This is a genomic window from Cytobacillus massiliigabonensis (assembly GCF_900199725.1).
Lineage (GTDB): Bacteria > Bacillota > Bacilli > Bacillales > Cytobacillaceae > Cytobacillus > Cytobacillus massiliigabonensis.
On record NZ_LT904902.1, the window covers coordinates 391,951 to 413,603 of the forward strand.

The following is a 21,653-nucleotide window of genomic DNA, read 5'->3' on the forward strand; positions in this document are numbered from 1 at the left end:
AAGTGTTTCTTTCATTTAATTGGTATATCTTTGCAGCCATTTATCCAACCTATCTAATAATTCTTTATCCATTGGCTGATTTAGCTGTGTTTTATATTCTTTCAATAAACCTAGCATTGTGTGCTGTCCCTCATACTTGCGGAAAATATGATTCATATCCGGTACGATATGCCACTCAGCTTCCCATTTAACCATTTCTGCAATTATTTTTACATGTTCTGGTGGTACTTGAATATCCTTTTCACCAGTTATAGCTAATACCGGACACGTTACTTCATTTAAATAATCACATACATTATAAGCATAAAGCTCCCTTAACCATTTTGCATTTAGTTTAACACCCCCAAGCCTCATTACAGCTTTTTCAGAATGCATAATTTTTGTAAGTATTTTGCTGTTTTGCTTTCTTGCTTTTTCTGTTACTTTAAATATTCTTATTAGCCAGCCTTTTATCCCTTTTTTCCGATTCAATTCAGCGTATGCCAGTTCATTCTGCCTTGGCAGCAAATCTTTAGATGGTTCGGCTGCACCTGCAAGTAAGATAAGTCCGGAAACTGGGATTTTTTTAAAGACGGCAGGAGCAATGAGTGCCCCCTCACTATGGCCTAAAATAAGGATTCTATTATTATCTACTTTCGGGTGGGATTGTAAGAATTTTATACATTCTACGGCATCGTCAATAAAATCAACTACCCCTGTTTCGAGGAAATCCCCTCCACTTTGAGAGATTCCCCTTTTATCATAACGCAGGGTTACAAAACCTATTAAAGTTAAAAATTCTGCTAGATCTTTATAGATATTCATTTCCATTTTCTTTAGATTCCCATTTCGATCCCCTTTACCCGAACCTGAAATAATTAAAATTGCTGGAAATTCGGGACTGGGTTTATCAGGTATTGTTAATGTCCCACCTAAAGGATAAGTAGCTTGAATCATTACATCGTTGCTCTTATTCATTTTTTTCCTTCCCTTCTTTTTTAGGCATAGTAATTGTAGAGATGATTCTCTTTGTTCTAGTGGATGAAGGAGGGTTTTCCATATATTTTTCATACACCTTTCTTAAATCTTTTACATAATCAAGGAACTCGGTGTCTGAAAGATGAAGGGCAACTTGTCTATAGCCAACCCCATCCCGAAGAAAATCAATATTGTCATTATCAAGATACGTCTCAAAATCAGAAGTTATTTGTGCAATAAAGAACAGAAAATACTGCAAATGTTTTTCTTTAGTCAATTTTTTTACATCATCGTTTGTCATGTTTACTGCAGGTACATTTAATGTATAAACCTTTTCAACTGCACCGCGAATTTGATTTTCTTCCGTTACGATTAAAACCCCTGCTTTAACAAGTGCATCCAATTGTCTATATAAAGAGGCTTGAGGAACATCCTTCAATTCTTTTGCGACCTTTTTTGCTGTTTTACTCAATCCATCAAGGAACACTTGGATAATTTTGAAACGTACGGGATGCATGATGATTTCCACCTTTTTCATAAACGGTCGTCTCCTTTATTATCACTTTATATAATATTATCAAAATTGATAATAAATAACAATCATTTTTTTCGTATTTCTTTCAGCGTGGTTGCCAGGTAATAAAAAAGTGATTGCTCAATAATAAGCAATCACCATCTAAAGGAGTGATCTCTGTTTGCATGGTCGATCCTCCACCCATGCATAGAGTAATATACTTCTTCTATTCTAATACACATCAAGCTCCCTACAAATAATCCGGGTTATTGAAAATTAAGATATGCCCCACGATACAAACGATCCATGAAAGTCCAGATTTAGAGTACTCCGCAATTTTCAGCCTAATCTTCTCGAGAGGCTTTTTCATTTTCTTATCATCATTAGATAAAGCAGAAATAATATTAATGGGAGCAAAACCATGATGTAACTGTTTCCTGCTAAAACGGCAGATCATTCCACCCTAAACGCAGTTTGGAATTTTACTTGATCGTGTCTAACAGCTCTACATCTACTTTTTCAGTATCCTTCCAATCATAAAATTTTTCTATGTGCCAACTATTTTTCAATCTTGTATAGTTGTTCTCTTCAATCCAATTATGTAAAAAACCATATGCTTCCATTATTTTGTTATTAGGACCAATATGCCTAACAGAAGCATATCTTTGCGATGGCACTGTTATTGTTACCATATCAGCTGGAATATCCTCAAACGCTTTTACTTCAACACCAACCCAATACCCATCTTCTTCAGCAGTTTTATTTTCTACAAAAAATGCACCAAATTGCTGTAATGGATTAATAACATGTTTAACCTCGCTAATCCGCTTGCTTAAATGTAATGATGCCTTAGGTATTTCTGAAATATATTGGTCACCAGAACACAAAACTCGAAATCCTACTAGCTTTAATTCATCAAGCTCCTTAATAGACATATTCTGCATTGTTATTTCTGACACTTTCACTCCTCCTTACCTTCTAATATTTTACAGTTTCTACAAATACACTTTGATTTCCTTCTTTTTTATACGACATTCTTTACTTTAGAATCATGAACACTTTTATCGAAGTACATTGCCTTGAGATTCCCTTATTACTGGACATGATAATACTTTACTAAAATCTAATTTTATATCCTACAACTAAACACATCCTCATACCAATAAATCCTATCTATTCCTATATATTCCGATAAATTACAATGAATTGCTGTTTTATTTAATCATCTGCCTATTATTGTCAGCAAATAGTATGCCAGCAGCATCGGATTCAGTATGTGCTCCCTTTTTAAGTTTTTCAAGACATGTCTTGCTTTTAGCTTTACATTTTTTCATTTATTTTCCAATAGATTAAAATGACATTTGGGAAAACATCCATCCCAAATGCCATTTGCCAACAATTACTTAATGTTTTGACTTTGAAAAATTGATAATCTTTCTTTTTTATTCTTATTAAGGATAGATCCTTTTTAATTCATCTAATCTTTTTTGCCCTGGTGTTTCATATTTAATATAACCATCCATTTTGGTGACATACAATCTCCCTCCTAAGCCATACTGTCCACCATACAACTCATCATAGCTATATACTCTATATACCTCTCCTTGATTTAAAATTCTTTCTAATTCAAGCTTATTAGTTGCATCTCTTCTCCAAAGATTTATAGGTTTTAAGATAGTGATTCTTCCAATTTGACCTTTATTCATCATTAACCCATCCCAACAAATTGGCGATGTAGTTTCATCAGATATGAGAGGCAGTGGATTCTTTGCATTTGATCGGCTGCTATTCCATGACGGTTCATGAACTTCAAAGTGCAAATGGATGCCAGTAGAGTCACCAGTTGTTCCTGTATAACCAATAAGTTGACCTGGACTAACTACTTCTCCTGGCGACACAAGTCTTCTGCTTAAATGTGCATATAGTGTTTCTACCGTATCTTCCCTGTGTTTTATTGTAATTGCCTCACCATATCCACCCATAGACTGAGATCTAGATACAACACCTGCAAAAGCAGCATAAACTGGAACAGAGGTTCCATGATTAGCGATATCAATACCAAAATGAAAGCCCCCATTCCTTGGACCATATCCGGATGAAATATACCCCTCTGCTGGTCTTCTAAATGGTTGACATGTAAAATCTCCTGCTATCGAATTGTTCATAACTTATTCCTCCTAAATCAATTTATAACCTGCAGGCTTGCTGTATACTATTTGATTCAAGCTCTTAACGTGTAGACAAGCGTACATAAAATAATAGAAATATGCGATTGTCCATTCTTTGGTTATAAAAGCAGGAGAATACAGAATTATAGTACTTACCTATTAAGACGAAAAAAAAACCTTCTTAAACGTTACGCTTAAGAAGGTTTTGGGTTTTTATTTTGATTGCACAATTACTGGACTGCTAGTTTCACTTTCGTTATGAAGGCGGTCTAAGGACGTAATAACATACGTATATACTTTTCCGTCTTTTGCCGTTTTATCAAGAAACATCTGCTGTTTTCCTGTTTTTCTAATCGTCTTTATTAAATGAGCTGAGTCCTCCATGTTATCTTGACTATCATCATCGAAACGATAAATCGCATAGTATGTAGAATCTTGATTTAAAGGATTGTCCTCAATCATAAGCTCAATACCTTTCATTGTTTGCACACCACTTATAAGATTTGGCGGCAGTGGTGCAATACTATCAAGCCAAGGCATTGTTGGAATTAACGCTGGCTGCTTGTAAAGATCATTTGTAAGGCGATCTTTTATACCAAGTGGATTTCGATTTAAATCTTTCAAACTAAAATGCATGCTGCCCATCAAGGTATCATATTGGCGATTTAAAAGAATTTGTTTAGGATATTCTTCAGCGCTTTTCCATGCTGAACTAGAATCATTTTTAATTTTATATGCTGCTTGTCCAATATAAAGATGAATTGGTTTACCGCTCGTCTCCTTAATCCACCAATCTAGTAAAATATCATATGCGGCAGGTTTAAAACCAATATTCCAATAAATTTGCGGAGTAATATAGTCTATGTAGCCTTTCTTTATCCACTCTCTTGTATCAGCATATAAATCATCATAATTACTTAAGCCCGCCGTTGTTTTTGAACCTGATGGATCTTTGGCAATGTTTCGCCATACTCCGAATGGGCTGATTCCAAATTTCACATAAGGCTTTTCCTTTTTAATCGACTTATTTAAATCTCGAACTAATTGGTTTACATTATCTCTGCGCCAATCTGCTACTGTTTTAAAATTCCCTTTCCCATATTTTTTATACTCTGCTGTATCAGGAAATTCCTTTCCTTTAACCTTATATGGATAGAAATAGTCGTCCATATGAACACCATCAATATCATAGTTTCTAACAACTTCTAAAACACCATCAATAATAAATTTCTTTACTTCAGGTACCCCAGGGTTATAGTAGAGCTTGCCTCCATATGATTCAACCCAATTTTGATGTTTTCTGGCTGGGTGATCAGCGGATAACCGTTTAATATTCGTATGATTCATCGAAATTCTGTATGGATTAAACCAAGCATGAAATTCAAGATTTCGTTTATGTGCCTCATCAATCATAAAGGCAAGCGGATCATAGCCCGGATTTTTCCCCTGTGTTCCTGTTAAATATTCTGACCACGGACCAAATTTTGAAGGATAAAATGCATCTGCCGTTGGTTTAATTTGAACAATAACTGCATTCATTCCCATTTTTTCTGCGTCATCTAATAGCTTCGTAAACTCTTGTTTTTGTTTTTTTATTGAAAGACCCTTTTTTGATGGCCAATCAATATTTGCTACGGAAGCAATCCAAACAGCTCTAAGCTCTCTTTTTTTGTATGAGGTAAGTGTTTCTGCCTGTCCATCTTTAGGTAATTGTAAAAATGTTGTCCCCATTAGTACAAGAATTAGCGAAACTAATGCCGCCTTTTTTAATTTCTTCATTCTTCGTCCTCCCCGTATAGTAGTGACTCTATGACCCTCTCATTTTCACAAGTATTGGGAGTATAGTCAAATATTATATGAAATATATAACTGCAAATGAAAATTTCATCTCTCTTCTATTAGATGAAAATAAAAAAATCACCAGCTTTTTTCTAAAGCTTTGATGATTTTTATCCCTCAAAATTATCACCTCATTTAATTTTAAAAGCCGTCCCCTTCCTGCCATGATTGAAAAAAGTAAATGGTTAAGCTTAGGAAAGTTAAAATAAGCAAATTTTGATAAGCTTTTATTTCTCCTGTTGCTAAACCAAGTTTGAATTCTAGAGGATACCAAATATACGAAAAAAAAATGTCTAATCCTAAATTCACAAAAAAATAAACCCAAAATCTTTCAAAAGTAAATTTAAGTACCCATATGATCATGACTGGGAAAGCAACATAGTTCCATGGAATATTTACAACCTTGTCCCATCCAAAAACTCCATCCTCCTTCCACCAGTTGTATTCCCAAGCTATTTGATAAAATAGGGTGTTTAGAACGATTAAAAAAAGTGCTGAAGGCATATATCTTCGAAGAGTTTCTTTTTTTAAGAATATTAAGGTTAGTAATGGTCCTATTAACACAGCCCATAATATTATTTTTGTCATTTTTATGTGCATTCCTTTCTTCAAATGAAACGGTATGATTTTCCTAATAAAAGAATAAGTATGAACACTTGGAAGAATACATGAAACCATTTGGCTTAAACATGCGTAATACAGGAAACTAGAAACTAGGAGTGTTGTCCATGTATGAATACAAGTTTGTTGAGGTTGCTGTTGGAACTTTTAATCATTATCCGAAAGAAGATTATCATGAGATTATTCATGAACATGCACGAAAAGGATGGAGGCTTCATCAAATTCTAACCCCGCCATTTGCCTCAGGAGGACAAGCAATCACCATGGAATTAATATTCGAAAGGAAACTTGGATGAGTAAAGCGGGCTTTAAGCCTGCTTTATTTTTTATTTGCCTCCAATCATTTCAAAGCTTTTCCTTCTGCTAAACCAGTGAGCGATTAAATATAAAGCAGTAAGAATGAAAAAAGAATACGTATATGCCCAGTCCACTTTTTTATACAAGTCCAGCATGGACATAATTGGCATACCTACAAAAGCACCAAATGCTCCAAATATTAGGGCCTTTATAAGTGGATTAATGTGTGGCTTATATTGGATTAAAAACATAATCGCAACAGGTATAACAGAATTTCTAAAGGAATAACTTATCGTTGGCAGCGGAATCACTTTAACAGGATATGTCCATTTGCCAAAGTCAACTCCTACTCCATCTAAGTTAGTAGATAAAATCATAATAATAAATCCAACAAATAGCAGTCGTGCCGAGCTTTCCCTTTTTCGGAAAATTGCCCATAGAACCCATGGTACAATTAACATGGCTAACGCTACCCACCAGCTCCAAGTAAATAAGAATGCACTAACTGTTGCATCAACAATTAATTCGTTTGCATGGACAATTAGTTTATTCGCTTTCTCAACTTGCTTTAATCCCTCTTGAAATGTCATCCTCCACACATCCTTTTTATTCCTTAAAACTCACCTCTTAATATTTGACTTGAAATTATTTTTATTCTTAATCGGGCATATTCTTTTCAGCTAGCAAATAAACAGCACCTTAAAATAAGGTGCTGTTTATTTTGTAATTTCTGAATTCAGTTTGTTAGCTTACAATTTCATTTGTTTATTCTTTTCCTGCATAAATTTTTAAAAAAGATAAAATATTAATCGCAGATTTATGATAATGTAATTTTCACAAATTTCCGCTTACCGACCTGTACAATTAATCCATTAGTAATGGTAATCTGTAGTTGAGCGTCCTCTACCTTTTCTCCATTAATTTTCACACCTCTATTTTCAATCATTCTACGGGCTTCACCTTTAGATTGGAATAATTTCACATTTACAAGTAAGTCGACTACTGAAATTTCATCGTTACCTCTCCATTTAATCACTGGAATCTCTTCAGGCAAACTGCCTTGTTGGAAGACTTGAATAAAATACTGTTCTGCTTGTTCTGCTGCTTCTAATCCGTGATACATTCTTACAATCGTCTTTCCAAGGAGCATTTTTGCGTCTCTTGGGTGCAGTTTTCCTGATTTAATTTCTTCTTTGATTTTCTGAATTTGTACAGGGGCAAGATCTGTGACAAGTTCAAAATATTTATCCATTAACTCATCAGGAATAGACATCGCTTTTCCGTACATTTCATTTGGACTTTCATCAATGCCAATGTAGTTTTTCTTTGATTTAGACATCTTTTCTACACCATCAAGTCCCTCTAATAACGGCATTAATAATGCAACCTGCTTTTCTTTACCAAACGTTTCTTGAAAATGTCTTCCCATCAAAATGTTGAAGTGCTGGTCTGTACCACCAAGTTCAATATCACATTCTAATATGACTGAATCATAACCCTGCATTAAAGGATAAAAGAATTCATGCAGTGAAATAGGTTTCCCAAAAGCTATTCGTTCCTCAAAGTCATCTCTTTCCATTAATCTAGCAACTGTTATTTTCCCTGCTAACTGGATGACATCCTCAAATTTCAATTTAGACAACCACTGAGAGTTGTAATGCAGCTCTACTTTCGACATATCCATGATCTTTCCAAATTGTTCAAAGTAGGTTTTGGCATTATGTTTGACATCTTCGTCTGTTAATTGCTTTCTTGCTACTGATTTTCCTGTTGGATCGCCAATTTTTCCAGTAAAGTCACCTATAATTAGTTGGATCGTATGGCCGTTTTCTTGAAATTGCCTAAGTTTATTTAATACAACCGTATGACCAAGATGTACATCTGGAGCGGATGGGTCTAATCCTAATTTTATTTTTAATGGACGATTCTCAACCAATGATTTTGCTATTTTAATTTCTAATTCTTCCGTCGGAATAATTTCTTGCACACCTTGGCTGTAAATTGCCATTTGTCGCTTTACTTCTGTTCGTTGTTTTTCAGTCATTCGTTCCATTAAATTACTCATCTTCATTCCTCCTAAAAAAAAATAAAATAAAAAACCACATCCCCTAAAAAGGGACGTGGTTTAACTTTTACACGCGGTACCACCCTTATTGAAGAATATGATCCTTCCACTCAACGATTAACGGTTTATCCGTTCTTTGCTGATCTTTTAGCAAAGAAAGCTCAAGGAATGTAATTCGCGTTATCTATGTGTCAATTCACACCAGCCATTGACTCTCTGATTACAGGGAGATAACTGCTACTAGATTTCCTCTCATTGCTTTTTACATATTCAATTGGATATCAAAAATTGTTTTCTCTAATGACTCTTCGAAGTAATTTTGATAACTCCTTTTGTTCCCTTACACTCAAGCTCGAAACAATATCAACTTCATTTTCATGAAATCGAGGATATAACTCTTCCATTACTCGTTTCCCTTTTTCCGTTATTGTTACAAAGGTCATTCTTCGGTCCCTATTATCAGCTTTTCGATAACATAACTCTTTTCGCTCCAGCGTATTCGTTATATTACTTACTGTTGCTTTTGTGATACCGGCTGATATTGCCAATCTTTTTGTTTCTACCGATTTCCATATCCACAAATCATAAAGGATAGAAAATGAAGTCCATGATAATCCATATGCTGATAGCACTTCACGCTCCATTTTAGTCCTTAATCCTTGAGCGATTCGATAAATATTGGTTACCACTGCAATGGCATCTAAGTTTAACGATTCTATTGGGATTTTAGTTAAGAGGTTAATTGTATCTACCTCTTCGGGAAGCAATTCTCCATCTTCATTAAATGAATGTATAATTACTCACCTCAAATTTTCAAAATTATTAGCTATGAAACGATATTACCAAAAGTAATATATGAACGCAATAACATTTTATTAAATTTAATTAATAATTTTTCTGCCAAATAATCTTTAATCTGATTTGGTTCAACTCAACTCTTCTAATTATCCGTATATCTGATTAATTTTACAGTATTTACCAAATATCTTCTTAATTGCTAATATAATCTAAATTCCATAGTTTTCAGCAGTAGAATTTTGTCGTTTAATTTTTTCCTAGTTAACGCATTAATCAATTATAATTAAAAAAAGCTTCTTTCATAAAATTGCTTTCTTTCTAATACACTTGGTAATAAATCATTGAAAGGGTGATTATTATGAGTGAATTTATCGTTTGTAAAACATGTGGGGAACTAGCTAGTTTTGAGAATATGACTTATATAAACAATGAGCCAAACTGTCCCTCCTGTTGTGATAAGGCAGCATATGTACTGCAGCCTGTTGATAGTGAATAGAGGGGAAACCCTCTTTTATTTTTTCATATACTCACCTATCTGGGATTAATTTTTCTACACTTTGCTTTAAATAATTGTATTGATTTTTATTAGTATCCAAAAAGGCCTCTTCTCTATTTGATAGAATATCTTTATAATTTATTTCTCCACTAAATTGGGATCTAGTGAAATCATAACGCTTCCCATTAATTCTATTATAGAAGTGCCATCCATCAGGCAAATCGGTTTTCAATATTTCTTCGCCTAACATATCGTTTACTACTAGAGCTGTTACCCCGCATTGTCCTTTTGCTGGATTATCCACAGACCACTTGGTACTTGATTGTATAGACCAAGATAATAATAATGTTTGCTTTAAGCATTCAATTTCTACTTCAGTTTTGGCCATTATAATATTCCCTTCGCATATTGATATTTTGATGCAAATCTATAATACTTCTATAGAACACTCATATTTAGACAAAAACCCATATAAAACAAAACCAGTGTACATTAAATATCGATGAATTATATTCACAGCCTTGGAAAAAATAATATTACTTACTTTCATTAAAGGAGTAATTTCTATGCTGAAACACTTTTTTATAAATATCATTGCTTCAAGCTTAGTTATGAAACGAAACCTGGATTGGCATAGACGAATTATTTTGATTTCCATTCCTTTGTTTTCTATTTTCATGCTGCTCCAAACTAAATATATTATTTATCAAATCCGAAAAGCCAATAACTGAAGAAAATCTTTACCATGCTACAATGATTTCTTGCAGCAAGGCAACAACTTTCATTATTCTCTCAAGGTAAGTATAGTATTACTAGCGTTATATACAGGTGTTAGTTTATCTTTTTTATATACTAAGACATAGAGAGGATTTCAATACTGCAATGATATCATTTATTCTTACACTAAAACGTTTGTTAAAGGCATTATGGCATTCTTTTAAATTAAAAAACTTCCAGGTGCTATTTGTACTCGTTCTTGTTGTGCTATTATCAGGAACACTTTTCTATATGAAGCAAGAAGGGCTCTCTGTGCTTGACTCACTTTATTTCTGTATTGCCACATTAAGTACAGTCGGTCATCCAAATTTCACACCCCAAACGGCATTAGGAAAAGTTTTTACAATGATTTATATTGTCGGCGGCACTGGTTTATTTATAAGTTTAATTGGTTACCTTGCCTATGCAATGATAAAGGAAACAAAAAACAACTAAATCATCTCCCCCCACTCCTTATGTACATACTATTTCAGAAAAAAATACCCTATAATTTTTTGGGTTCAAATGTATAGGTACAGTATCAAACCTTTTGGGGAGTGTTTTATTTATTAAGCTTACTTAAGAACAGCAGCAATTAATGATTTCTGACATTCAATACTTCTTTGTTTGACATTAGACCCCCAGTAAACAGGTAAGTAAATGGTCCTTCTCATATGCGAGAGGGACCTTTTATTATTTATAATCGTCCTCCACTAATAAAGTACTTTTTTTAGATGCTCTTGATTTTTTCCTACCCAATTTGACAACAATGGGTTATAATAAAAAGTTGATGTTTCAATACTCTTATAAGGAGTCTTAATCATGAAAATTATTTGTTCCACGCTGAATGCAAAATACATTCATACAAATATAGCCATCCGCTATTTAAAGGCTTTTGCTGAGCCTGAATTTAATATTGAACTTGCTGAATATACAATTAAAGATCCAATTATGAATATTGTAACTGACCTGATAAGGAAGAAGCCTGCAATTATTGGCTTTAGCTGTTATATTTGGAATATCGAAGAGACGATAAAAGTCGTCAAAATGATTAAAAAAATTGATCCATCTATTCAAATTGTAGTAGGAGGACCAGAGGTGTCTTACGATGTTCTTGAGTGGATGGAGAATGTAAAAGAATTTGACTTCATTGCCATTGGTGAAGGGGAAGAAACATTTAAACAATTGCTTACCGAGCTAAATGGGGATAAGCAAATGGAAAATGTTCATGGTATCGCCTTCAGAAAAGAAGGTCAAATAAAAATAAATCCGCAAAGAAATAAGCTTGACCTTCGTGAACTACCTTCACCTTTTAGATTTGAAGAAGATATTCCTCATTTAGGAAAAAGGGTTGTTTATATCGAAACAAGTCGTGGGTGTCCGTTCAGCTGCCAATTCTGCCTTTCATCTATAGAAGTAGGTGTTCGTTATTTCGATAGGGAGAAGGTTAAAGAAGATATTCGCTATTTAATGCAAAATGGGGCTAAAACGATTAAATTTGTAGACCGTACCTTTAATATCAGCCGAAGCTATGCAATGGAAATGTTCCGTTTCTTAATCGATGAGCATTTACCTGGAACTGTGTTTCAATTTGAAATCACTGCTGATATTATGCGTCCAGAGGTAATTGAATTTCTTAATCAGGAAGCTCCTCCAGGATTATTCCGCTTCGAAATTGGCGTGCAATCAACCAATGATTACACAAATGAGCTTGTCATGAGGAAGCAGAACTTTGAGAAGCTATCACGCACGGTGACAATGGTAAAGGAAGGCGGAAAAATTGATCAGCATCTTGATTTAATTGCTGGTCTCCCTGAAGAGGATTATCATTCATTTAGGAAAACGTTCAATGATGTATTTGCAATGAGACCTGAAGAATTACAGCTAGGCTTTCTGAAGTTATTAAGAGGGACAGGACTAAGATTAAGAGCAAAAGATCACAAGTATATATATATGGATCATTCACCATATGAAATGCTTGGAAATAATGTCCTTTCATTCGATGATATTATTCGAATCAAGCAAGTAGAAGATGTACTGGAAAAATATTGGAATGACCACCGAATGGATTTTACCGTTGAATACCTTGTTACACATGCCTTTTCATCCCCATTCGATTTCTTTCAAGATTTCGGTAGCTTTTGGGAACAAAAAGGCTGGTCTAGAATCGGACATCAGCTGGAGGACTTATTCAAACGGCTGTATGAGTTTCTTGAGACAAAGGATACTGCAGACCTTGATGTAATTGAAGGGTTAATGAAGTATGACTACTTATCAAGGCAAAAATACAAACCAAGAAAACCTTGGTGGGGACCAAGTGCAAGCTATGATAAATCTGAAAGGTCTGTTATTTATCAAAGCATTATCCAGCATCCAAGCCAACTGGGTCCGGATTTCGTTAAATTACAGCTAACTGAAAAAGATTTATTTAAGCATACACTTATTGAAAAGCTTACTTTCGATTTGGATAAATATTTTAGTGAAGGCAAGATCGAAAAAAGAGGGACGACCATCCTATCCTATTTCGATTCAAACACTGAAAAGACGATGATTTTTTCTACAGCAGAAAAGAAAATTTAGGACAAAACCGGCTTCTTCAGCCGGTTTTAATTATTTCTTCTTCTCTTTCTTCTTTTTTTCTTCATTCATAAATGGAATCTCATACAGCTTACTTGCGTTCATATCTCCAAGTTCATTGCCGAACTCCACATTAGAGGTATTATTTTTTGGCTCTCGATTTTTTTTGCTCACTATGATCTGCCCTTTCTTCCTTGCTTAGAATTTCGATTGGCCCCTTTCATCGGGTTTTCGCCTTGACTAAATTCAGCTGAAAACTCTGCCTCTGCTAAATTCTTTTTTGGTGTTTTGCTGTATTTTTCAACTGCATCGAATTGTGCCTTTCTTTTTGCCAAGATTTACGCCTCCTTTATTTTAAATTCCTTTCTATTTTTCTCCTTCCTTCTCATTTCATTCGCGAGGGAAACTTCCTATTTTTTCATAAATAAAATGAGCGTTACAACAAAAACTATAGAAAAAGGAATGATAATTATTTATGAAAAATCATAAAGATCAGAGGTTGGAAAAAATCGCAATAGATGAAACACTTCCTCATCAGATTGAAGCACCTAGCTTTAAAGGCACAGGCATAAAGATGGAACCTCCTTTTAAAAATTCACAAGGGGTAATCATTGGGGACAGTTACTATGCATCAGAAAACTCTCCATTAGAAAACTGGAGTGACGAAGTTGATCCAGCGATTATGGCTGGGGATGAATGGGTACACCCTACAAATGACATTGGCTGGAACACCACCGAAAATAAAGACCTGCTAGAAAAGAAAAAAAAGCCTCAAGCCTACCCTTTTATGCATCCAACAAAAGATGTAAGCCGTGGAACAGATTAATATTAAAAAACCGAGGCGTTTGCCTCGGTTTCAATTTTATCCAATTATAACTCTTTCCTTCGGATAGTGATAGTTTGCCTTCTTTTCTTTCCCTCCAATAATAAACAAGAAAGATGTTAATCCAATTCTCCCGATAAACATAAGTATCATTAAGATACATTTTCCAAAATCACTCATATCTGCAGTGATTCCCATTGAAAGTCCTGTCGTACCAAATGCAGAACAGACTTCAAAAATGATTTCAATTAATTCATGCTGACTATCTGTAATACTAATTAGCACTACTGATGTAAAGCACATCATTGTGGCTAGAATGGTTATAACTAAAGATTTCATTATATCATTATGGTGGAGTTCGCGATTAAAGATCTTCACGTCTGCCTTCCCTTTTGCAAAATAATAGATGAATAATATATTTAATGCAAAGGTTGTCGTCCGAATTCCACCACCGACAGAGCTTGGAGAAGCACCAATAAACATCATAACACTCATTACTAATAGTGTTGGCATAGAAAAATCACTAACATCCATTGTAGCTAGTCCACCGCTTCTTGTAGTAGCCGATTGGAAAAATGCATAGAAAAAACTTTTATGCCAGGTAACTCCCTTAAAATAATGCTGAAATTCAAAAAGCAAAATGATGATCGTTCCAAAAACAAGCAGTCCGGCAAAAGTTAATGTAGTAAGTTTAGTAAATAAAGTGAATCGGAAAGGAATCTCTTGCTCTTCCCTTTTTCTAAATAAATATTGCTTTACTTCAATTAAAACTGGGAAACCAATTGCTCCAAGAGTAATTAGCAGAATATTAATTAACTGTACGAAGTAATCCCCTGCATAAGGTACAAGAGAATTTCCGGTAATATCCATTCCTCCATTAGTTGTCGCACTAATTGAAGCAAAAAGTCCATGAAGCATTGCTTCGTCCCAGGAAGGATAGTATTTCATAAAGTGAAAGCCAAGGATAAGCGCGCCAATTAATTCAATTAAGAAGATAATTTTAATAATTTCTCTAATTAAATGGACTAGCCCAGATAAGGCAAATTGATTATGGTCTACCATAATCAATTTACGGCTTCGCAAGCCGATTTTCCTGCCAAGAATCATCCAAAAAAAAGTACCAATTGCCATTATTCCAACCCCGCCAAATTGGAGGATTGCCATAATAACAAAATAGCCAAAAACACTATATGTTTCTGATATATTAACAACAGATAGCCCCGTCACACTTACAGCACTGATTGCTGTAAATACGGTATCTATAAAATCAACTTTTACGCCAGGTTTATGAACGCCTGGTAACCGCAGTAACAATACTGAAAATGTTACCGCCAGTAAATAATAGCCAGTAATAACTTGTGCAGGTGTCAGTTTATCCAGTAAATCTCGAGTCTTTTTCCACATGAATGGCAATTCCCTTCATTGTTTTTCATACCCCCTATCATAAAGAATAAATGCGTGATTTGAAAGTAAAAACAAAAAAAACTTTTATGTTCCCTTTAAAAAATAAAAAGATAGCCTTCCTTTAAAAGACTATCGTAAAATAATTATTCGTATGCTGAATGGTTAAAGAAAAAGCGATAGCCTAAATAGAGGACAAAAGCAATCCCCATAGTTAGAAATCCCCATCCAAGCGTAATTTGCTCAATTAATAAATAATTATTGCATAATTGCATGGTTGCATTTATATATAACCAGCCCATGACGATAAAAGCAATAGAGAAAAATATGATTACTGCATTTTTTCCAGCTTGACTTAGCTTCCTCCAGCTATCTCTCAGTGGAACTCCAGCTAGAAAAGGCAAACTAATAAATTTAAATAACTCAACCGTCCATAACTCTAATGCTTCATCCATTGTTCTCGGAAGCATCCAGTATCCTACAATAATAATAAATAAAAGAATTCCCGGCATCCCATTATCATTCCATTTTTCAAATAAACGAGGAAATCTCGTTTGGAAAAATGGAGCCATAAGGAAGCCGGCAACAACTAAAATAGGCATCTGCATGTGCATATGAATGATCATGACCGATTCCATTAAATTTGCAACAGGAGGAATAATTAAGAATATAAATAATCCTAAACCAATCGTCTTCTGATTCATCATTATTCCTCCGTTTCATTTACAAGTATATTTGTAACCTTTTTGGCAGCTTCATCAATTTGTTGATAATCCATTACGTCTATTAAGCGGCCTTTTTTATCAACTAAATAAAAGGCCGAATTATGCGAGAAATTTCCATTCCCATCTGGGATAACAATCACACCGAATTTTTTTAGCAGCGAATCTAATTCTGATTGGTCAGGGATTCTAGCCATTCTCCAAGTTTCCCCATCACTATTAAACGCATCTTTATATTTATTTAGCGTTTCTGGGTCATCTCTTGCAGGGTCAAAGCTAATACTTAAAAATACGATATCTTCACCAAGATACTTAGGTGGCAATAAATCATAAACCTTTGACATATTCATTTCTAACTGAGGGCAAACCGTTGCACAGGATGTATATAGAAACGTAATAAATACATACTTGTCTTTAAACTCAGAAATTGAATATTTCCTTCCATTGCTATCCTCAAGTGTTACATCAGGAAACTCTGGCTTATCATCAATTAACTGATTGACTCTAGCGGTCTCTGCAGTAAACGCTTGGAACCCGTCTGTTCCTATATAAAATAATACGATTCCAAATAATATAACGAGGATAGATGCGATTGTATTATTCCGACTTTTGATCATGGAAATCACTTCCCAAATCTTATTTACTATGGTGTATTACAACAACTTCCCCTTTTGAGTATAAAGAGATAGCCCAGAACATCGAGCTATCTCTTTTTTTATCAATATCTTTCTCCAGTGCACAAGGCGCTTCCGCTTTTCTTTCTGTCCAGCTCCAGCGCCTAGCCCCTCGAGGTCATATGCCACTCAATGAATGAAGGCAAAGTACGCCTTCTTTCATTGAGCGTCTTATGCTTGTCGGGGCTGAGCAAGGCGCTTCCGCTTTTCTAATTACCATGTCTTAAATGGTGGTGATCCTGGAGGTGCATTTACGATAAAGTCTGTTAATGGAATGACATATGCCATTGCAACAACGATGATCATAAGAATGATCCAAACGCCCCAACGTTCAGTCCAATATGGAGTTTTTGCTTCTCCTTCTTCTACTTCAGCAATTGGGAATTCTGTTTCCCCTTTTGGAGCAAAGAACATTAGATTAAACACTGCATAAACTTGCATGATTGCGGCTACCATTAATAATGTACCGCCAATTGCTAGGAAAATTAAATAGGGATCCCAGCTTAAAGCTGTTGCATTATCAAAATATGTTGTATAAGAAGTTCTACGCGGTGAACCAAATAATCCAACCGTATGCATAGCACCGGACATAGTAATCATACCTATTGTCCAAATTACTGTTGTAACAACCCCAAATTGGTTCATTCCTTTAGTCAATACACGCTTTGATAAATAAGGAACGAGCCAATAACTAACACCGAAGAATGTCATTGCTACTGACATACCTAATGTTAAGTGGAAATGTCCAACGATCCACATTGAGTTATGAACTACTTGGTCTAATTGGTTGGTAGTTTGAGCGATACCGCCTGCACCTGCTGGGATAAAAGCAAGCATAGCGATAAATGGTGCAAGGAAACGAACATCACTCCATGGCATTTTCTTGTACCAGCCGATTAAACCTTTTCCGCCTTGTTTTCTTGCAGTTTTTTCAAATACAGCAAACATTGCGTAAGCTGTCATTAAAGACGGGAATCCAATAGCTAAACTCATGAATACGTGCATGTATTTAACTGATTCTGAAATACCAGGGTCTACAATTTGGTGGTGGAATCCACCAGTAATATTCATAATAACTAGTGCAATAACTACTACCCGGGTAAGCAAGTCACTCCAGCGTTTTCCGCCAATAACTTTTGGTACAATTACATACCAGGCAGAAACTGCTGTTAAATACCAAATATTAACTGCCGTATGACCAAATGCCCAGAACAATGTACGGGCAACCATAACATTTATCGTATCAACCCAGCCCAGAGACCAAGGGATAATCATGAAAATAACTTCTACTGCAACGAATGCTGTTGCACCAACTAATAATACAAATACTCCTGTTGCAAAGAATGAAAAGATCGGTAGATGCTGACCTTTATGATTTTTTCTCCAATTAGCTACTTGAATGAATCCGCCAAAGCAAGCCATCCAAACACCAAGAACAACAAATACTAGACCAAAGTAGAACATTGGGTCAGCAGCCATTGGCGGATAGAAAGTATACATTACAGAAGCTTTATTCATTAATACTGGTATCACTACTAAAACGACACCGATTATTTTAAGCCAAAAGCCAATCCAAACCATTGTTCTAACTTTTGGAAGGAGTCCCCCTAATGTATGGGACATACCGGCATAAAAGTAACCAATTGTAAAGGTAGCTGAAAACACAACGACTAATAATAATCCGTGTGCTGTTAACACTTGATAGTAGTTAAGCCATGATGGTAATTCTAATAAGCCTGCACGGTTTAACCCTTGTAATAACCCTAAAGTTCCGCCGATTAATAGAGCAATAAATGCAACAGATAAATATGATTTCGATATTTTAGCATCCTGAAGGTTAACTCCAAGTACTTTATTCGCTTTTTCCTTAAATACACTTGCATTTCCTTTTTGTGAGATGACTGTTTCCACGCTAGCTTCCCTCCTTTATTTAACAGTAATAGTGGTGCCCATTAATTGGTGACCTGCACCACAATATTCATTACAAAGCACTAAATATTCACCAGCTTTATCAAACTTTTGAGTAATTTTTTGTACATATCCTGGCATAACCATTGCATTTATGTTTGTATTAGCCACTTGAAAACCATGTACAACATCTTTAGAAGTTAATGTAAAATGTACAGTTGATCCTGCTGGAATTTCAATATCACTAGGAGTAAAGCTGAATACTTGCAATGTCATCACTACTTCGTATTCATTTTCTCCAATTTGCTTAATTCCAGGCTGATCAAAAGGTGCTGTTTGATCTACCTTTTGCGGATCTATTCTTTCACCATGACTTGGTGGTCCCATTTCTAAAGCAAATGCTTGATAACCTGCAAAGATCATAAATGCCATGATCATACCAAAGCTTAACGTTAACCAAACTTTCTCGGAACGATGCATCTTTTTCCCCTCCTAATATCTAGCCATAAATAGTCCGTATAGAACTAAATATGTTATAAGAATGACCAATCCTACCACACTAACAGAAATAATTGTGCCTTTATGTGTTTCCTCTTCGGTTGAAACTACTTCTGTTTTAGTTTTATTAACCTTTGTTTCCATAGAACTAATCCCCTCCTTGTGTGATATCTGTTCTCATTATAGGTGAAGGGAATGTGACGAATAGTGCATAATATCACATAGCAAATGTGATTTTGAAATTTTGTTCATATACGTGAAAATAATTTCACAAAAATTTCTATTGACTTTTCACTGAGAAAGAATTGACATTTTCGAAAATATTTCCATCAATAATAAATTGATAATTATCCATAATACAAGTACAGGGAAATTTAGTACTCTGTAACCGAAAGTAAAGGGGTTGAAAGTAATGGCAAGAAGCAGTAATAAGCTATTAGTTCCTGGAATTGAACAATACTTAGATCAAGTAAAATATGAAATAGCCCAAGAATTTGGGGTTCATTTAGGTTCTGACACTGTATCAAGGGCGAATGGATCCGTTGGGGGAGAAATTACGAAAAGATTGGTAAAGCAGGCTCAGGCTCAAATGACAGGAAACAATAATCAACAAATATAAATAAAAAAAACGTCCGGTTTTTTCACCGGACTTTTTTTAGTCATCTTTATTACTTTTATGATGGTGTTTCTTATCTTTATAGTTACTTTGGTATTTTCGGTCGCCTCTATCATCCCTATAATCATGTTTTTTTTTCTGTTTGTTATTCTGGCCTGGGGGATATGGCTTATCTTTGAATCCTTTTTCATTCTCCCTAATAGGCTGATTTTGACTTTTCTCCATTTTCTTCTCATGACCTGGAGGATTATGTGTCCTGCTATTTAAATCTGGAGTTTTTCTATTGTTATTGCCCCTGTATTTGTCATTTTCATGTTGTTTTTTTGGCGATTGCACGTTTCTCTTTTGTTCTACCTGTTGTTTAGGCTGTATTTTTGATTGGTTTTGAGTTATGTCCTTCTTTTCATTCGGTTTTTCAAGCTTTTTGGAATCATCCTTCAATGGGCTTTTTTCCGATTGTTGAGTAGCTGCTGGTTTCATATTAAATTGTTTTATCTTATATTGACCTGTTGTTAATCCCTCTTCTATCGCTTGTTTCCTGTCCTCTTTTGAACCTTCGACAACCTTCAGCTCAAGATTTTCTCTATTAACTACATCTTTAATTTCACTCATTTCTTCTTCCCAACGCTTACTTTTTCCTTGCTGCTTCTCTTTGTAAACAGTAGCTATCACGATTTCCCGATTTGGTTTAATGTATCCCTGCATTTTCATCTCATGAAGTATTTCATCTGTTAATACATGGATATTTTTCTTTTTCCAATCTTTGATTTGTTCGAGTATATTTTTCCCTTCATTGTTATACGCAACAAATTCGATCACTTCAAATTGATCATTAATCCCTAATTCAATACTCGGATTCACATCAATGGACATATAAGCGTATACATCATTCGATTCTATCAATGGGAGAAGACTAGCAAAGGTAAGGGTTAGGATCAGTGCAATAGAGATAATAGCTTTCCCTTTAAAGCTGTGTAAAAAGGGGAGAAGAAATGACTTCTTCGTTTCATCCATATCAACCGGGAAAAACTCTATCTCTTGCCCAAGCTGATAATGATTATGATAGTTATGTGCACGAAGAAATTCACCTTCAGGGGTTAACAGTGTTAAAAAACGCTCGTTCATTTCCATTATGATTCCTGTTTTCACGTTTCTAACACCCCTTTAATATAATCCTTTAAATAAACATAATCACCAATTAGTATGAGAGCGATCGCTATGATATATTTACGGTTTCTTTCGATCGTTTTCCTACTAATTGATACCTCCTTTTCAAGCTGTTTGATAGGAAGTCTTTTCTTGTCTAATAATATTCTTTTAAGCTCTTCATCTTCAGTAAGCTTCTTTGCCACAATCATGGCGTTCTTCCTTGCATCTGCATGTTTTGGAGATTGCTCAAGCAACTCCTGGAAACTGAGCTCAAACTCACGGAGTAAAGCAGTAAATTGAATAATCTCTTCTCTTCTTAGTTGTTCATCGGTCTTTTTTCTAAATTCTTCTATCGACCGTTCATTTTCTACGATCATACCTGCCTGCTGCTCATCATCATCGATAAAGCCATAGGTAAAATCAACGCTTAAATTTTGATACTTTGCCTGTTGCCGAATATAATCAATCACTCGTCTTTTAATTAGCACTTCTGCAAAACTGATTAATGAGCTTCCTTTTTCAGAACTATACTTTTGAATCGCTTCATTAAATGCAATGAGACCAATGCTAAATTCATCATCAGATTCATGAATATATCTCTTACATACAGAGGAAACTGTTTTAGCGATAAATGGCTTGTAAGAATCTATTATTTCATTCTGTAAGCCCGCATCACCTTGCTGTATTAAATGAATCGCTTCCTCAAGCGTTCTTTTTCGTTTTTTCGCCATGAATAGCATACTTAGCATAGCCTCACCTCTTCATTCAAGACAT

The 21,653-nt window shown here is 34.9% G+C and carries 27 protein-coding genes and 1 other annotated feature; of the genes, 7 read left to right on the top strand and 20 right to left on the bottom strand.

Features of this window, described 5'->3' with window-relative positions; all coding sequences use genetic code 11:
* Positions 1 to 15: 15 nt before the first annotated feature.
* The 6 genes from C1726_RS02320 to C1726_RS02345 all read right to left on the bottom strand — a co-directional run bounded on the left by C1726_RS02320 (position 16) and on the right by C1726_RS02345 (position 6,066).
* Entirely contained in the window at positions 16 to 957 is a 942-nt protein-coding gene (locus C1726_RS02320) for an alpha/beta hydrolase family protein (protein ID WP_102271678.1), read from the bottom strand.
* On the bottom strand, positions 950 to 1,495 hold the full coding sequence (locus C1726_RS02325) for a helix-turn-helix domain-containing protein (RefSeq protein WP_102271679.1): 546 nt from the start codon (positions 1,493 to 1,495) through the stop codon (positions 950 to 952). Before C1726_RS02325 ends, C1726_RS02320 begins: the two co-directional genes overlap by 8 nt.
* Before the next feature lie 458 nt (positions 1,496 to 1,953).
* Positions 1,954 to 2,406: a GyrI-like domain-containing protein gene (locus C1726_RS02330; protein WP_407642009.1), complete on the bottom strand. Its 453-nt coding sequence runs from the start codon at positions 2,404 to 2,406 to the stop codon at positions 1,954 to 1,956.
* Between the two features lie 516 nt (positions 2,407 to 2,922).
* Entirely contained in the window at positions 2,923 to 3,636 is a 714-nt protein-coding gene (locus C1726_RS02335; RefSeq protein ID WP_102271681.1) for a M23 family metallopeptidase, read from the bottom strand.
* Positions 3,637 to 3,852: 216 nt separating this feature from the next.
* A complete protein-coding gene (locus C1726_RS02340; RefSeq protein WP_407642005.1) occupies positions 3,853 to 5,418 on the bottom strand; it encodes a glycoside hydrolase family 10 protein in 1,566 nt (521 codons plus the stop codon).
* A gap of 201 nt (positions 5,419 to 5,619) precedes the next feature.
* Positions 5,620 to 6,066: a hypothetical protein gene (locus tag C1726_RS02345; RefSeq protein ID WP_102271682.1), complete on the bottom strand. Its 447-nt coding sequence runs from the start codon at positions 6,064 to 6,066 to the stop codon at positions 5,620 to 5,622.
* A gap of 140 nt (positions 6,067 to 6,206) precedes the next feature.
* Between C1726_RS02345 and C1726_RS02350 the strand changes: the two genes are divergently transcribed.
* Positions 6,207 to 6,395 carry a DUF4177 domain-containing protein gene (locus C1726_RS02350; RefSeq protein ID WP_102271683.1) on the top strand — a complete coding sequence of 63 codons (189 nt, stop codon included), beginning with the start codon at positions 6,207 to 6,209 and terminating at the stop codon, positions 6,393 to 6,395.
* A 30-nt stretch (positions 6,396 to 6,425) separates the two neighbouring features.
* Here C1726_RS02350 and C1726_RS02355 read toward each other — a convergent pair whose 3' ends face one another.
* The 3 genes from C1726_RS02355 to C1726_RS02365 form a co-directional block, all read right to left on the bottom strand.
* Entirely contained in the window at positions 6,426 to 6,986 is a 561-nt protein-coding gene (locus tag C1726_RS02355) for a CBO0543 family protein (protein ID WP_235822685.1), read from the bottom strand.
* Between the two features lie 227 nt (positions 6,987 to 7,213).
* Complete coding sequence (gene tyrS / locus C1726_RS02360; RefSeq protein WP_102271684.1) at positions 7,214 to 8,461, bottom strand: tyrosine--tRNA ligase; 1,248 nt, start codon at positions 8,459 to 8,461, stop codon at positions 7,214 to 7,216.
* Between the two features lie 46 nt (positions 8,462 to 8,507).
* Positions 8,508 to 8,726: a binding site (T-box leader), on the bottom strand.
* 16 nt (positions 8,727 to 8,742) lie between these two features.
* A complete protein-coding gene (locus C1726_RS02365) occupies positions 8,743 to 9,228 on the bottom strand; it encodes a MarR family winged helix-turn-helix transcriptional regulator (protein WP_322090953.1) in 486 nt (161 codons plus the stop codon).
* Between the two features lie 389 nt (positions 9,229 to 9,617).
* Between C1726_RS02365 and C1726_RS26040 the strand changes: the two genes are divergently transcribed.
* Positions 9,618 to 9,755, top strand: coding sequence for a hypothetical protein (locus C1726_RS26040; RefSeq protein WP_180968070.1), 138 nt, complete (start codon positions 9,618 to 9,620; stop codon positions 9,753 to 9,755).
* Between the two features lie 31 nt (positions 9,756 to 9,786).
* Here C1726_RS26040 and C1726_RS02370 read toward each other — a convergent pair whose 3' ends face one another.
* Positions 9,787 to 10,143, bottom strand: coding sequence for a YunG family protein (locus tag C1726_RS02370; RefSeq protein ID WP_102271686.1), 357 nt, complete (start codon positions 10,141 to 10,143; stop codon positions 9,787 to 9,789).
* A 178-nt stretch (positions 10,144 to 10,321) separates the two neighbouring features.
* Between C1726_RS02370 and C1726_RS26045 the strand changes: the two genes are divergently transcribed.
* The 3 genes from C1726_RS26045 to C1726_RS02380 all read left to right on the top strand — a co-directional run bounded on the left by C1726_RS26045 (position 10,322) and on the right by C1726_RS02380 (position 13,091).
* Positions 10,322 to 10,486 carry a hypothetical protein gene (locus C1726_RS26045; protein WP_180968071.1) on the top strand — a complete coding sequence of 55 codons (165 nt, stop codon included), beginning with the start codon at positions 10,322 to 10,324 and terminating at the stop codon, positions 10,484 to 10,486.
* Positions 10,487 to 10,637: 151 nt separating this feature from the next.
* Positions 10,638 to 10,967 (top strand): potassium channel family protein, encoded by a 330-nt coding sequence (locus tag C1726_RS02375; protein ID WP_102271687.1) that lies wholly within the window; start codon positions 10,638 to 10,640, stop codon positions 10,965 to 10,967.
* Between the two features lie 366 nt (positions 10,968 to 11,333).
* Positions 11,334 to 13,091 (top strand): B12-binding domain-containing radical SAM protein, encoded by a 1,758-nt coding sequence (locus C1726_RS02380; protein WP_102271688.1) that lies wholly within the window; start codon positions 11,334 to 11,336, stop codon positions 13,089 to 13,091.
* A 30-nt stretch (positions 13,092 to 13,121) separates the two neighbouring features.
* Here C1726_RS02380 and C1726_RS26050 read toward each other — a convergent pair whose 3' ends face one another.
* Both C1726_RS26050 and C1726_RS26055 read right to left on the bottom strand, forming a co-directional pair.
* Positions 13,122 to 13,262 (bottom strand): hypothetical protein, encoded by a 141-nt coding sequence (locus C1726_RS26050; RefSeq protein ID WP_180968072.1) that lies wholly within the window; start codon positions 13,260 to 13,262, stop codon positions 13,122 to 13,124.
* Positions 13,262 to 13,423, bottom strand: a complete 162-nt coding sequence (locus C1726_RS26055) for a hypothetical protein (protein ID WP_180968073.1) — start codon at positions 13,421 to 13,423, stop codon at positions 13,262 to 13,264. The genes C1726_RS26050 and C1726_RS26055 overlap by 1 nt, the downstream gene beginning before the upstream one ends.
* A 140-nt stretch (positions 13,424 to 13,563) precedes the next feature.
* Here C1726_RS26055 and C1726_RS02385 point away from each other — a divergent pair, with 140 nt between their 5' ends.
* Entirely contained in the window at positions 13,564 to 13,914 is a 351-nt protein-coding gene (locus tag C1726_RS02385) for a DUF3905 domain-containing protein (RefSeq protein WP_102271689.1), read from the top strand.
* Positions 13,915 to 13,950: 36 nt separating this feature from the next.
* Here the strand turns inward: C1726_RS02385 and C1726_RS02390 are convergent, their stop codons facing one another.
* From C1726_RS02390 to C1726_RS02415, 6 genes are all read right to left on the bottom strand, one after another.
* Positions 13,951 to 15,315, bottom strand: a complete 1,365-nt coding sequence (locus C1726_RS02390; protein ID WP_102271690.1) for a TrkH family potassium uptake protein — start codon at positions 15,313 to 15,315, stop codon at positions 13,951 to 13,953.
* A 143-nt stretch (positions 15,316 to 15,458) separates the two neighbouring features.
* Positions 15,459 to 16,016 carry a hypothetical protein gene (locus C1726_RS02395; RefSeq protein WP_102271691.1) on the bottom strand — a complete coding sequence of 186 codons (558 nt, stop codon included), beginning with the start codon at positions 16,014 to 16,016 and terminating at the stop codon, positions 15,459 to 15,461.
* A gap of 2 nt (positions 16,017 to 16,018) precedes the next feature.
* A complete protein-coding gene (locus C1726_RS02400) occupies positions 16,019 to 16,651 on the bottom strand; it encodes an SCO family protein (protein WP_102271692.1) in 633 nt (210 codons plus the stop codon).
* 270 nt (positions 16,652 to 16,921) lie between these two features.
* Positions 16,922 to 18,619, bottom strand: coding sequence for a cbb3-type cytochrome c oxidase subunit I (locus tag C1726_RS02405; RefSeq protein ID WP_102271693.1), 1,698 nt, complete (start codon positions 18,617 to 18,619; stop codon positions 16,922 to 16,924).
* A 15-nt stretch (positions 18,620 to 18,634) separates the two neighbouring features.
* Complete coding sequence (locus C1726_RS02410) at positions 18,635 to 19,096, bottom strand: cytochrome c oxidase subunit II (RefSeq protein WP_102271694.1); 462 nt, start codon at positions 19,094 to 19,096, stop codon at positions 18,635 to 18,637.
* 12 nt (positions 19,097 to 19,108) lie between these two features.
* Entirely contained in the window at positions 19,109 to 19,258 is a 150-nt protein-coding gene (locus tag C1726_RS02415; RefSeq protein ID WP_095396760.1) for a cytochrome c oxidase subunit 2A, read from the bottom strand.
* Between the two features lie 268 nt (positions 19,259 to 19,526).
* On the opposite strand from C1726_RS02415, the gene C1726_RS02420 reads away from it, so the two are divergent.
* On the top strand, positions 19,527 to 19,733 hold the full coding sequence (locus tag C1726_RS02420; RefSeq protein ID WP_102271695.1) for an alpha/beta-type small acid-soluble spore protein: 207 nt from the start codon (positions 19,527 to 19,529) through the stop codon (positions 19,731 to 19,733).
* A 36-nt stretch (positions 19,734 to 19,769) separates the two neighbouring features.
* Here C1726_RS02420 and C1726_RS02425 read toward each other — a convergent pair whose 3' ends face one another.
* Positions 19,770 to 20,879 (bottom strand): anti-sigma factor domain-containing protein, encoded by a 1,110-nt coding sequence (locus tag C1726_RS02425; RefSeq protein WP_102271696.1) that lies wholly within the window; start codon positions 20,877 to 20,879, stop codon positions 19,770 to 19,772.
* Positions 20,876 to 21,628, bottom strand: a complete 753-nt coding sequence (sigI, locus tag C1726_RS02430; RefSeq protein ID WP_102271697.1) for an RNA polymerase sigma factor SigI — start codon at positions 21,626 to 21,628, stop codon at positions 20,876 to 20,878. Before sigI ends, C1726_RS02425 begins: the two co-directional genes overlap by 4 nt.
* Positions 21,629 to 21,653: the final 25 nt, after the last annotated feature.

Coding starts and splice junctions, on each gene's coding strand:
- C1726_RS02370 (WP_102271686.1), bottom strand. CDS start 10,143: ATGGCCAAAACTGAAGTAGAAATTGAATGCTTAAAGCAAACATTATTA.
- C1726_RS02330 (WP_407642009.1), bottom strand. CDS start 2,406: ATGTCTATTAAGGAGCTTGATGAATTAAAGCTAGTAGGATTTCGAGTT.
- C1726_RS02390 (WP_102271690.1), bottom strand. CDS start 15,315: ATGTGGAAAAAGACTCGAGATTTACTGGATAAACTGACACCTGCACAA.
- C1726_RS02415 (WP_095396760.1), bottom strand. CDS start 19,258: ATGGAAACAAAGGTTAATAAAACTAAAACAGAAGTAGTTTCAACCGAA.
- sigI (WP_102271697.1), bottom strand. CDS start 21,628: ATGCTAAGTATGCTATTCATGGCGAAAAAACGAAAAAGAACGCTTGAG.
- C1726_RS02340 (WP_407642005.1), bottom strand. CDS start 5,418: ATGAAGAAATTAAAAAAGGCGGCATTAGTTTCGCTAATTCTTGTACTA.
- C1726_RS02385 (WP_102271689.1), top strand. CDS start 13,564: ATGAAAAATCATAAAGATCAGAGGTTGGAAAAAATCGCAATAGATGAA.
- C1726_RS02410 (WP_102271694.1), bottom strand. CDS start 19,096: ATGCATCGTTCCGAGAAAGTTTGGTTAACGTTAAGCTTTGGTATGATC.
- C1726_RS02325 (WP_102271679.1), bottom strand. CDS start 1,495: ATGAAAAAGGTGGAAATCATCATGCATCCCGTACGTTTCAAAATTATC.
- C1726_RS02320 (WP_102271678.1), bottom strand. CDS start 957: ATGAATAAGAGCAACGATGTAATGATTCAAGCTACTTATCCTTTAGGT.
- C1726_RS02345 (WP_102271682.1), bottom strand. CDS start 6,066: ATGACAAAAATAATATTATGGGCTGTGTTAATAGGACCATTACTAACC.
- C1726_RS26040 (WP_180968070.1), top strand. CDS start 9,618: ATGAGTGAATTTATCGTTTGTAAAACATGTGGGGAACTAGCTAGTTTT.
- C1726_RS02380 (WP_102271688.1), top strand. CDS start 11,334: ATGAAAATTATTTGTTCCACGCTGAATGCAAAATACATTCATACAAAT.
- tyrS (WP_102271684.1), bottom strand. CDS start 8,461: ATGAGTAATTTAATGGAACGAATGACTGAAAAACAACGAACAGAAGTA.
- C1726_RS02350 (WP_102271683.1), top strand. CDS start 6,207: ATGTATGAATACAAGTTTGTTGAGGTTGCTGTTGGAACTTTTAATCAT.
- C1726_RS26045 (WP_180968071.1), top strand. CDS start 10,322: ATGCTGAAACACTTTTTTATAAATATCATTGCTTCAAGCTTAGTTATG.
- C1726_RS02400 (WP_102271692.1), bottom strand. CDS start 16,651: ATGATCAAAAGTCGGAATAATACAATCGCATCTATCCTCGTTATATTA.
- C1726_RS02355 (WP_235822685.1), bottom strand. CDS start 6,986: ATGACATTTCAAGAGGGATTAAAGCAAGTTGAGAAAGCGAATAAACTA.
- C1726_RS02335 (WP_102271681.1), bottom strand. CDS start 3,636: ATGAACAATTCGATAGCAGGAGATTTTACATGTCAACCATTTAGAAGA.
- C1726_RS02420 (WP_102271695.1), top strand. CDS start 19,527: ATGGCAAGAAGCAGTAATAAGCTATTAGTTCCTGGAATTGAACAATAC.
- C1726_RS02395 (WP_102271691.1), bottom strand. CDS start 16,016: ATGAATCAGAAGACGATTGGTTTAGGATTATTTATATTCTTAATTATT.
- C1726_RS02375 (WP_102271687.1), top strand. CDS start 10,638: ATGATATCATTTATTCTTACACTAAAACGTTTGTTAAAGGCATTATGG.